This is a genomic window from Sphingomonas sp. (assembly GCF_031372575.1).
GTDB lineage: Bacteria > Pseudomonadota > Alphaproteobacteria > Sphingomonadales > Sphingomonadaceae > Sphingomicrobium.
In genome coordinates this window covers 1-10,569 of the sequence record NZ_JANMLM010000104.1, presented here as the reverse complement: position 1 = coordinate 10,569, position 10,569 = coordinate 1, and the positions used below count along the sequence as shown (strand labels likewise).

Sequence of the window (10,569 nt, the reverse complement as noted above, 5' to 3'; positions counted from 1 at the left end):
ACCGCTCCGAAGGGGCGGACCAGGAAGCCTGCGGCAAAAGCGGCGAGCGCGAAGATGAACCCCGTCGTCTCGTCCACCCCGCTGAAGAATTGCGCCGAAATGATCGTCGCCAGCAGCCCGTATAGGTAGAAATCATACCATTCGAAAATGGTCCCGAGCGACGACGCCCCGATCACCAGCGCGGAGGATTGGCGTGGGCGGGCGGGCGGGACGGACTGGTCGCTGAACGGCATGATGGCTCCCCTCGACCCAAGGGTGCCCAATCGCGCTTTATTGTTCAAGCGCTCGGCGTCGAGGCCGCCACGTTGCGGGTGTCAGGCGTCGGACACTATCAGCTCAACGAAAGACGGCCCCCGAAATTTCGGGGGCCGCCAAATCGCACCACGCAAGGAAGGGGGGAACCTTAGCCTGGCAACGAAACGGAATCGGTGACGTGGATCACGCCATTGGACTGCAGGACGTTCGCCTGCGTGACGTTGGCAGTGCCGCCCTTGGCGTCGATCAGGACAATGCCGCTGCCCTGCATGCGCGCGGTCAAGGTGCCGCCCTGGACAGTCACGAGCCGCGCTTGACCACCGCCGGCTCTGATCATCGACATCAGATCCGCGGCCGTCACCCGGCCGGCAACGACGTGGTACGTCAGGACCGATTGCAGCGTCGCCAGATTCTCGGGCCGCAGCAGGGTGTCGACCGTCCCGGCCGGCAATTTGGCGAAGGCGGCATTGGTTGGCGCGAACACGGTGAACGGGCCAGCGCCGGACAAAGTGTCAACCAGTCCCGCTGCCTTGACGGCGGCCACCAACGTCGTGTGGTCGGGGGAGTTTACGGCATTCTCGATGATGTTCTTGGTGGGGTACATCGCCGCTCCGCCAACATATGAAATGGCGCTTGAGCTGTCGGACGCCATCGGCGCGGTGGTCATGCACCCGCCCAGGCCGATTGCTGCAACGACGAGTAATGCTTTTGGAAGGTTCGAAACCATGTTGTGCTCCTGGTAAAGTTAAGGGAGGAACGTGTGGCGAAGCCGTCTGGACGCACGAAGCTCGATCCAACCCGCCCATGCGACCGACCGGTCTCGCCACGATTTCACTTTGTCCGTTCTTCACCCACCACGCACCATGGTCATAGGATCGTGGTCGGCCCAATACGGACATTAGGCTAGGGTTGAGCCGCGCCCACGACGGTCCATGCGGGGCGAGCGCGCGTGACGGGTCCGCGACCCATGGGCGCTCAATCGCGCTTTATGGTTGGAGCGTGCGAGGTTGGGGCCGCATGAGTCGAGCGCCTCAGGGGTCCGACTAGCTCCGCAGAAAAGCGCAAGCCCGCATTCGGAGCTCTATTCTCCAATGTCCGCTTTCGACCCAAACCGGAAATTCGCCGTGGCACTCTAACCGATCTGCTTCGACGAGCCGATTATCGCGCTTCCATGATGTAATCGAAGCGCCAGACTCCATCGGGCTCGCGACGCAGAAGGTCGAAGAAACGATTTCGATTACGGCGGCTTCCGTTTACGCTCTTTACCTCAATGTCCTCGTACCCGCCGGCGTAGCTAATCTCTCCTTGGGTGCGGAAGGTGGTAGTGGTTACTTTGAATGACACGACAGCGCCGCTAGCCAGAATCTGTTTGAAATGCCGCGCGATCGCGTCGCGACCCCGAATGATATTGCCGTCTGCCTCAACAAGGATGGCCTCACGGGTGTAGATGGACCGAAGTGCTGCTCCGTCCTGAGTCCTAGTTCGGAAAAAAGCTTCGAGCTTCCCCGTCTGCAAGTCGTAGGCCGCTCGGGGTGCGATGGAGCGACTGGGCGATGCAGTCGAAGCATCCGATCCGAAAGCCAGGAGAGAAACGAGGCTGAATTTCAAAAGGGAATGCCGTGAGGTCATCGTCGATCCCTTTAAACTTTTTTGCAGAGCAAGTCCCGTCGGCATCCTCGCGGGAACCTATAGACCGTATTGCACCTAACGCGAACATTGGTGGCTAATGTCCGCTTTCCACCCATTGCGGACATTAGCGGGCATCACTGAGTGTCGAGCGTGGCCTCGTCGCAAAAGACGCGAATTGCGAGGCCGTTGATTAAGCTAACATGTAAGCCCAGCGGCTCCTGCGACCGAGCAATCTCCTCGTTAAGAAATGAGGGCCAGTCACATCCCTCATCGAAGTAGGCAATCTCGATACCCTCATCGTCGAGAGGTGCAGCAATCTCACAAAGGTCATTAAAAGCGACCCTAACGTTCCCCATGCAAGAAAGCGTGACCTTCGACGGCAGCTCGTCAGGGTCGATTGCATGTTCATTCCGAGTGAAGCTCAGTGTGACCTCGCTCCCCGTCAGGTCGGTGCCAAAGCTTTCAAAATCATAAGCGTTGTGGAGGTCAATGAACCTGTCACCCCAACGAACCACGGAAATGCCTTCAAACTGAAAGTTGCGCTTCAATGTAACTGCCCCGCTCGTGAGCCGGAACCATGCAGGACAAAGTGCCCGCTTTCCACCCAAAACGGTCACTAGGTGCTAACGTCTGCTTTCGACCCATTGCGGACATTAGCGAAGCGGACATAGTAAGCGAATGACTGGAATCCTCGGAGAGCCAAAAGATGAACCGCATAAGGCGTTGTTCGACCATCTAAGCGCGTTTTCTGGTGGCGTTATCGATGTGCAAGACTGGAGCGAGTCGAACGGGAGGGCGCCGCTTGGCTGGTCACTCGTAACGATGCCACCTAGCGCGAACATCCCTTTTTGGACCTATGCCACGGCTGGATGCTGGCAAGCGGAGAAGACATGCCACTGGCGATCCGAACTTGTGTTAGCCACTGCCGACAATCGGCCCGAGCATGAGCAGCTGCTCAAGATGGCGGCATTCTTTCAACTGGACCCCCATCTCAGCATAGAACCGGACAAGGTGCTGGACATTGGCCATCCGTGGGTGGAGGGCTCCGCTTGCACGCATCTACTTGCCTCACTCCCTCCACCGTTCGCGTTCGGAGAGTATTTTGAATGGCCGCACGTGAGTCCGTGCACCCGCTACATCTGGCTGATGCCCATCACTCCTGCGGAGGCGGATTTCGCTAACGAACAGGGAGTTGGACAACTGGAGTTCCTGTTCGAAAAGGCCGCAATAGACTTTACTGACCCCCATCGCTTGCCAGTCGTGGGCTAGCGAATGTCCGCTTTCCACCCATATCGGACATTAGCATCACGACGCGAGCAGGTTCAGTCCGCGCTCACTCCCACTCGATCGTCCCGGGCGGCTTTGATGTATAATCATACACCACGCGGTTGATGCCTTTGACTTCGTTGATGATCCGCGTCGCGCAGCCGCTCAGGAACGCAGCGTCGAACGGATAGACATCCGCCGTCATGCCATCGACGCTGGTCACCGCGCGCAATCCGCACACGAAATCGTAGGTGCGATAGTCGCCCATCACCCCGACCGTGCGCACCGGCAGCAGCACCGCGAACGCCTGCCAGATGGCGTCGTACAGCCCGGCCTTGCGGATCTCGTTGAGATACACCGCGTCCGCCTTGCGCAAGATGTCGCAGCGGTCCTTGGTCACCTCACCGGGGATGCGGATCGCGAGGCCGGGACCGGGGAACGGGTGGCGCCCGACGAACGCCTCGTCGAGCCCCAATTCGCGGCCCAGTGCGCGCACTTCATCCTTGAACAATTCGCGCAACGGTTCGACCAATTGCATGTTCATCCGCGCAGGGAGGCCCCCGACATTGTGGTGGCTCTTGATCGTCACACTCGGCCCGCCGGTGAAGCTGACGCTCTCGATCACGTCGGGGTAGAGCGTGCCCTGCGCGAGGAAGTCCGCACCGTCCAATTTGGCCGCTTCTTCCTCGAACACGGCAATGAATTCGCCGCCGATGAACTTGCGCTTCGCCTCGGGGTCGGTCAGCCCGGCGAGCCCGGCCATGAAGCGCTCCTCGGCGTCGACCACCACCAGCGGGATATTGTAATGATCGCGGAACAAGGTCTCGACCTGTTCGCGCTCGTTCAACCTGAGCAGCCCATGATCGACGAACACGCACGTCAGTTGCGCGCCGATCGCCTCATGGATCAGGATCGCTGCGACACTGCTGTCGACCCCGCCCGACAGCCCGCAAATCACCTTCCCGTCACCGACCTGCGCCCTGATCTCGGCGACCTTGGCGTCGCGATAGGCGTGCATCGACCAGTCGCCGACAACTCCGCACACTTTATGAACGAAATTGGCGAGCAACTTCGCGCCATCGGGGGTGTGGACCACCTCGGGGTGGAATTGCGTCCCGTAATAGTGGCGCGCTTCGTCGGCGATCACCGCGAACGGCGCGCCATCGCTGACCGCGACGATCCGGAACCCCGGCGCGAATTCGGTCACCTTGTCGCCGTGGCTCATCCACACCTGGTGCCGTTCCCCCACCGCCCACAGCCCGTCGAACAACGCGCATTCTTCGGTCACGGTCAGATACGCCTTGCCGAATTCGCCGGCCCATTCGCCGCCATCCCCCGCCTCGACAGTGCCGCCGAGCTGGTGGCTCATCACCTGCTGGCCGTAGCAAATGCCGAGGATCGGCACCCCGGCGTCGAACAAGATCTGCGGCGCGCGCGGGCTATTGGCTTCGGGCACCCCGGCGGGCGATCCCGACAGGATGATCCCCTTGGGGGCGAGCCGCTCGAAGGCCGCTTCTGCGCTCTGGAATGGCGCGATCTCGCAATAGACCCCGGCCTCGCGCACCCGGCGCGCAATCAATTGCGTCACCTGGCTTCCGAAATCGACGATGAGGATGGAATCGTGGGAGGTGCTGGCCGTCATGGCGAGCCGATAAGGAGCGCGGGCACGCAACGCAAGACGCGCGCCCCTTTCGAGACGCGCGCCCTGTTTGTTCATTGGTCGCTAGCGACTAGTAACGACGATCGATGTCGACGTCGGTCACCTGGCCGCGGAAGTTCACCTTGCAGTTGAACTTCAGCTGCGCGCCATAGCGATCGTTGCCATAGCCGTTGTTGTAACCGTTGTTGTTGTAGCCGTTATTGTAGCCATTGTTGTTGTAGCCATTGTTGTAACCGCCGCCATAGCCGCCGTTACGATTCGACGAGGCGAGGCCATAGATCTTCAGCCCGTTCGAGCGGCGCTGGACGTTGGTGATGTTGGTCACCCGCGCACCGGCATAGCCCTGATTGTAGCCATTGTTGCCATAGCCGCCATATTGGCCGTAGCCGTTATAGCCATAAGCGCCCTGGTAACCGTTGAGGCGAGCCTCGGTCGCGCGGACGCACATGTCGATCGCATAGCGGTCGTTCTGCTGGTAGTTGCGGCCGCCGAGGATCCCGTTGAGTATCTGGCCAACGACATTATTGTTGTTGTTATAGCCCTGATTGTAGCCATTATTATATCCGCTATACGGATATTGAGCGGCCGCCGGGGCCGCCGATACCAGCGCTGCAAGTGCCGCACCGCCAGCTAGAATTTTCGAAACAGCCTTCATGGCAAACCTCCTGATATAAGCACACGCCCCACCTGAGGGACGCCAATGAAACGCTTTTAGGTCGATTCGGCTGCATGACGCCTGAATGCGACGGAACCGTAATGTTCAGATTGGTTAACAGGTTCCATGATCGTTGCGATAGCGAAACTTGAATTGCACCGCGCCCGCTTCCGCCGCAGCGAAAACAAGCACTGGTCGGCGGCCGTGTCAGCGGGCAAGATGAGGCTCCACCAAGCCGATCCATGAGGACCCCCCATGCGCCGTCTCGCTTTTGCCGTCATTGCCGCCGCTTTCTGCCTCTCGGCGCAGCCCGCAGCGGCCAAGAGCGCGGTCTACATGAGCTTGATGGGCGAACCATTCCGCACCAACGCGGCCGGCGAAGACCCGTTCGATCAATGGTACAAGCTCGCCGACCGCGATAGCGATGGCACCATTTCCAGGCTCGAGTTGCAACAGGATGCGCAGGCCTTTTTCACCGCGCTCGATGCCAATGACGACAAGGTGATCGATGCCGACGAAATGGCCGCTTATGAACGCGACGCGCCAGCCCGGACTCGCGCGGCGGGCGGCGGTGCCGCCGCTGTATCGAGCCGTCGTCCGACGCCCACGTCATCGGCGCCAGTCGCAAAAGGGCAAGTGGCCATCGTCGCCGACGGCAGCGCACCGTCCGCGACGCGCATCCATCCCGGCGGTGGGCCGATCAGCCTGTCGAGCGTGCCCCAGCCGGTGGCAATGACCGACACCAATCTCGACCGGCGGGTGACGGTCGACGAATTCAACAAAGCGGCCGGCCGGCGCTTCACCAATTATGACACCGACCAGGACGGCAAGCTGACCCGCAAGGAACTGCGCTAGGTCGCCGACCGGTTCGGGGCTGCGCTTTTCGGCCTTAGCGAACATTGGTGGGCGTCTGCTTTCCACCCATTGCGGACATCGTGATGTTTGGACGATACAGCGGACATGATTTTCTTTGGCTCGATCGCGACAACCCCCCGGCTCCGCGTCCCGCGTGATGCCACGGTCATAGGCGCGCTCGGGTTGCTCCAATCCGTCGGTTCGCACCCATGAAGATCGTCAGCCTTGAACATCGTCGCCAGTTCGACGATGCGCTGGGGAGTGGCGACATGTTCGCGCTGTTCGAGCTCACGCGCGCGGCGATCGAGCTGTTTCCCGACGATCCCGATGCACGCTATCTGCAGGCGCTGGCGATGGCGCGGCTGGGTGATCCGGACTCCGCGCTGCGGCTGTATGAGCGCAATCGGGTCGACCAGATCGCGACCGAGGATGCCGCTGCCCTCAAGGGTCGCTTGCTCAAGGATCTCGCCGCGCGCGCCACCGGAACGGCGCAGGTCGATCTGTTTCGCCAGTCGAGCCAGGCCTATCGCCTGGCGCATGACATGACGGGCGGTTATTTTTCCGCCATCAATGCCGCCACGACCTCGTTTCTGGCGGGCGATACCGACGATGCGCGCCGGCTTGCCCAAGCGATTCTCGAACGCGACGACATCATCCGGCCCAAGGATTATTTTGCAGCGGCGTCGGGCGCGGAAGCGGCCTTGTTGCGCGGCGATGTGGTCGAGGCAACTGCGCTGTTCGCGGCGGCGCGGCGGCGTCCGGATGCGTCGCCGGGGCTGGTCGCGTCGACCGCTCGGCAAATCAGCCTGATCGCCAAAAAGCTGTCAATTTCGGACGACGAGTGCGCAGCGTTGCTCGCCGCGATCCGGCCGACGCCGGTGATCCATTATTGTGGGCACATGCTTCCGGCGGGGTGGCAGGCCGAAGCCGAGCTGGCCCGGGGGATCAGGTCGATCCTCGATGAGTTTGAGGTGCTGATCGCTTATGGCGCGCTCGCCTGCGGCGCCGACATCATGATCGCCGAAGCCATATTGGCGCGCGGCGGGGAGCTTCATATCGTCTTGCCCTTCGCCGAGGAGGACTTCCTCAAGACCTCGGTCCTGGTTGGCGGTTCGCAATGGTCGGCGCGCTATGACCAGGTCCGCGACGCGGCGGCGTCGGTCACCTTTGCGACCCAGATGCGCTACGTCGCGGACGACGAGCAATTCGCTTATTGCTCGAAACTGATCATGGGGCTGGCGCGGCTGCGCTCGCTGATCATGCATGCCGATCTGTTCCAGCTTGCGGTGTGGGACGGTCAGCCGCCTGCGGGGATTTCGGGCACCGCGTCCGATTGCGCCGAATGGGCGCGCCAGGGCGGCCAGACCCGCGTCGTCCCGGTCGGGCCAGGACGGCCGAAGCTCGATTCAATCGTCGTGGCCGACAGTCGACACCGGCCGCAGCGGGCGCTTCGGTCGATGCTATTCGCCGACTTTGCCGGTTTCTCCCGCCTCGAAGAAGATTTTGTCGCGCAGTTTCTGGAAACCGTCATGGGGCGGATCGCCAAGGTGCTCGATCGCTATCCCGACGCCGTGCTCAGCCGCAACAGCTGGGGCGATGCCATTTACATCGTCATCACCACGCCCGAGCTGGCGGCCGAAATCGCACTCGGCATCCAGGCCGAGCTCGATCCCGAAGCGCTTCGTGAAGCAGGACTGCCGGCGGAGGGCGGGATGCGCATGAGCCTGCACCATGGGTCGATCTTCGAGCATTTCGATGCGGTCCAGGAGGCGCGGACGTTTTACGGCACCGAAGTCACCGTCGCGGCCCGGATCGAGCCGCGGGTTCCGGTCGGCGCAATCTATACCACCCAGCAATTCGCGGCGACGTTTGACCACAGTCTCGCCGATTATCGGTTCGAATATGTCGGCAAAATGAATCTCGCCAAAAATTATGGCGAGCGCATATTGTACCGGCTTGGCACAAATCAGGCATAATGACCCGTGTCGGCCCCTTCGTAGGCCGCGATTGGCCCAACAATAAGATGCAGGTGTTTATCCTCGACAATTGCGCTTGGTTAACAGATAATCAATGGGCGCTGTCTGAGTCGCTTGGGGACGTGTGTCACAACACAGTGGGTCGGTGAACGTTGCTGGCAGCCCCGGTGCGGTTGCCGGAAAATTCGGTCGAATGAGGGGAATTGCGTGGCCGGGCATGATATTTTCATTTCTTACTGCCGGGACGATCGACCGGCGGCCCAGCATTTCGCGGCCTGCTTCGCGCAGGAGGGGTTCAGCGTGTGGTGGGATGCCGTGCTGCGTTCGGGGCAAACCTTCGACGAAGTGATCGAGAAGGAATTGCGGGCAGCGAAAGCGGTGGTCGTGCTGTGGTCGCCGCGCTCGGTCTCCTCGCGCTGGGTTCGAGCCGAAGCCACCCTGGCCGACCGCGGCGACAAGCTTGTTCCGGTCATCATCGAAGCATGCAACCTGCCGATCATCTTCGAATTGACCCACGCCGCCGCGCTTGGCGACTGGACCGGCGATACGTCCGATCCTCGCTGGCAGGGATTGATCGGCGATTTGCGCGGCCTCGTCGATGGCAGCAATGATGATGCAGCGGTCCCGGCAAAGGAAGCGGTGGCCGCGCCCGTGCCGGTCGCCAAGTCGGCCGAATCCTATCGCGAAGAATCGCAGGCGATCGAGGAAGCGCTGGCGCTGGCGATCAAGCAGCTCAACAAGGTCCCCGGTTCGTCAAACGCCGGACCGCAACCGCCGGACGACGAACAGACCCAATTCTTCCGGCGATCCGACGAATATCGCTTGCCCGAAAGCGACACGGTGCATTGCCTGCAGGTGCTGGACGGGGCGGAGCAGGCGACCCGGTTCGTGGTCGGCCCGGCGGGGCTCAAGATCGGTCGTACCGCGCCGGCCGATATCATCGTCCCCGGGTCGGACGTGTCACGCGCCCATTGCTTGGTGGAGCTGGCGGACGACCAATTACGCGTGTCGGATCTCAATTCGACCAACGGCACCTTCATCGACAACAAGCGCATCGACGACAGTGAAAGCCTGGCGCTCGGCTCGGTCCTTCGCGTCGGCAGCATGTCGTTCGAATATCAAGTCCGCGCCCGCGCCGACACGCCGCCTCACGCCGATCCAATCAGCTTCACTCCCGGCAAGCAGCCGCGCGAAGCGAGACTTGCCCGATCCTGATCGACGGTGCGCCGCGCGGGTCTATTTCGCCGCTGACGACTGCTTGTTAAGGAACACGACATAGGCCTTGGTCTGGTTGGCTTTCTTGATCAATTCATCGACCTCGCGATCGCTATTGGCGCCGCGCATTGAATCGCCGACAGTGGCGAGATATTTGTCGTAATTCCGGGCGAGCTGCGCATTGGCCTTTTGTGCCGCATTGCCGCCCTCGCCCATCGCGATCACTTGTCGCGCCAGTCCACGTCCGCTGCTGACAATCCCGTTCAACTGGGCTCGCTTGGCGGGCGAAATTCCCACCGTGCTGCTGCTGGTGACCGGGGCGACGACGGCGGGTGCGCTGGGCACGACCGCGTTGATTGTCGTGCCGACGGCGACCGGTCGGGGTGCCTGCGGCAGTGGCTCGGCGATCCGCTTGCTCGCGGCCTGCGCGCTATAGGCACCCTGAAGCGCTGCTGCGACCGCACGCGATTTGACGAGCGCGTCACGAGCGGCACCAAGCGAGCGGCCCGGATCGGTCGAACTGGTCGCCACTGCCACTGCCGAGCGAAGATCGGACAATGCGCTGCTGACCTGCCCGATCGGCGCGTTGGCCGGGATATTGCGCGCCCGGCCCTCCGCATCCGCCAGCAAGGTCCTGGCGAATTCGCCATTGGCCGCCGCCGCGGTGCGTTGCATCTCGCCGATCCGCGCCGCTGTATCCCCGGTCGGCGCGGCGTCGGTCGGCAATCCGGCATATTGCTTGTCGAGCTGTTCGCTGGCCAGCGCCAGCACGTTCACCGCAGTGGCCGGGGCCCCCGCCGTGCGGGCGTCGTTGGCAAGCACCCGTTCGGCGGCCAATAATTGGCCCAGCGCCTGGACCGGGTTTGCAGCGGCCTCGCCGTCGAGCGAATCCGGAATTTCAAGCGACGGAATTGCTTCACCCGAGCCATCCTTGGTGACCATCCACAAACCGGCGACGGCGATCAGTGCCGCCGCTCCACCACCGGCCAGCATGGCCTTGCGCTTATCCTGATACCATAAGCCGCCGGGCGCGACGGCCCGGGCAGGCTTGGCCTTGG

General features: G+C 62.0%; 10 protein-coding genes and 1 pseudogene. 4 read left to right on the top strand and 7 right to left on the bottom strand.

Annotated features, from left to right (window positions below; all coding sequences use genetic code 11):
* From RMN73_RS10285 to RMN73_RS10270, 4 genes and pseudogenes are all read right to left on the bottom strand, one after another.
* Positions 1-233: pseudogene (locus RMN73_RS10285) on the bottom strand (MFS transporter); the annotation flags it as partial.
* Positions 234-403: 170 nt separating this feature from the next.
* Positions 404-922, bottom strand: coding sequence for a fasciclin domain-containing protein (locus RMN73_RS10280; protein ID WP_309603236.1), 519 nt, complete (start codon positions 920-922; stop codon positions 404-406).
* A gap of 491 nt (positions 923-1,413) precedes the next feature.
* Entirely contained in the window at positions 1,414-1,884 is a 471-nt protein-coding gene (locus tag RMN73_RS10275; RefSeq protein WP_309603235.1) for a DUF4440 domain-containing protein, read from the bottom strand.
* A gap of 134 nt (positions 1,885-2,018) precedes the next feature.
* Positions 2,019-2,432 carry a hypothetical protein gene (locus tag RMN73_RS10270; RefSeq protein WP_309603234.1) on the bottom strand — a complete coding sequence of 138 codons (414 nt, stop codon included), beginning with the start codon at positions 2,430-2,432 and terminating at the stop codon, positions 2,019-2,021.
* A gap of 130 nt (positions 2,433-2,562) precedes the next feature.
* Here RMN73_RS10270 and RMN73_RS10265 point away from each other — a divergent pair, with 130 nt between their 5' ends.
* Positions 2,563-3,153 carry a suppressor of fused domain protein gene (locus RMN73_RS10265; RefSeq protein WP_309603233.1) on the top strand — a complete coding sequence of 197 codons (591 nt, stop codon included), beginning with the start codon at positions 2,563-2,565 and terminating at the stop codon, positions 3,151-3,153.
* A 64-nt stretch (positions 3,154-3,217) separates the two neighbouring features.
* On the opposite strand, the gene guaA is transcribed toward RMN73_RS10265, so the two are convergent.
* Positions 3,218-4,792, bottom strand: a complete 1,575-nt coding sequence (gene guaA / locus RMN73_RS10260; protein ID WP_309603232.1) for a glutamine-hydrolyzing GMP synthase — start codon at positions 4,790-4,792, stop codon at positions 3,218-3,220.
* A gap of 88 nt (positions 4,793-4,880) precedes the next feature.
* Entirely contained in the window at positions 4,881-5,465 is a 585-nt protein-coding gene (locus tag RMN73_RS10255) for a hypothetical protein (protein WP_309603231.1), read from the bottom strand.
* 255 nt (positions 5,466-5,720) lie between these two features.
* Between RMN73_RS10255 and RMN73_RS10250 the strand changes: the two genes are divergently transcribed.
* The 3 genes from RMN73_RS10250 to RMN73_RS10240 all read left to right on the top strand — a co-directional run bounded on the left by RMN73_RS10250 (position 5,721) and on the right by RMN73_RS10240 (position 9,511).
* A complete protein-coding gene (locus RMN73_RS10250) occupies positions 5,721-6,320 on the top strand; it encodes a hypothetical protein (RefSeq protein WP_309603230.1) in 600 nt (199 codons plus the stop codon).
* 209 nt (positions 6,321-6,529) lie between these two features.
* Positions 6,530-8,296, top strand: a complete 1,767-nt coding sequence (locus RMN73_RS10245) for a tetratricopeptide repeat-containing protein (RefSeq protein WP_309603229.1) — start codon at positions 6,530-6,532, stop codon at positions 8,294-8,296.
* 207 nt (positions 8,297-8,503) lie between these two features.
* The gene (locus RMN73_RS10240) at positions 8,504-9,511 is read left to right on the top strand and encodes a TIR domain-containing protein (protein ID WP_309603228.1); all 1,008 of its coding nucleotides are present in this window, start codon (positions 8,504-8,506) and stop codon (positions 9,509-9,511) included.
* A gap of 21 nt (positions 9,512-9,532) precedes the next feature.
* On the opposite strand, the gene RMN73_RS10235 is transcribed toward RMN73_RS10240, so the two are convergent.
* On the bottom strand, positions 9,533-10,569 hold a 1,037-nt coding region (locus tag RMN73_RS10235), incomplete at its 5' end, for a hypothetical protein (RefSeq protein ID WP_309603227.1).

Excerpts from the sequence above, each read along its gene's own strand:
- RMN73_RS10280 (WP_309603236.1), bottom strand. The coding sequence starts at position 922 with ATGACCACCGCGCCGATGGCGTCCGACAGCTCAAGCGCCATTTCATAT.
- RMN73_RS10275 (WP_309603235.1), bottom strand. The coding sequence starts at position 1,884 with ATGACCTCACGGCATTCCCTTTTGAAATTCAGCCTCGTTTCTCTCCTG.
- RMN73_RS10265 (WP_309603233.1), top strand. The coding sequence starts at position 2,563 with ATGACTGGAATCCTCGGAGAGCCAAAAGATGAACCGCATAAGGCGTTG.
- guaA (WP_309603232.1), bottom strand. The coding sequence starts at position 4,792 with ATGACGGCCAGCACCTCCCACGATTCCATCCTCATCGTCGATTTCGGA.
- RMN73_RS10255 (WP_309603231.1), bottom strand. The coding sequence starts at position 5,465 with ATGAAGGCTGTTTCGAAAATTCTAGCTGGCGGTGCGGCACTTGCAGCG.
- RMN73_RS10250 (WP_309603230.1), top strand. The coding sequence starts at position 5,721 with ATGCGCCGTCTCGCTTTTGCCGTCATTGCCGCCGCTTTCTGCCTCTCG.
- RMN73_RS10245 (WP_309603229.1), top strand. The coding sequence starts at position 6,530 with ATGAAGATCGTCAGCCTTGAACATCGTCGCCAGTTCGACGATGCGCTG.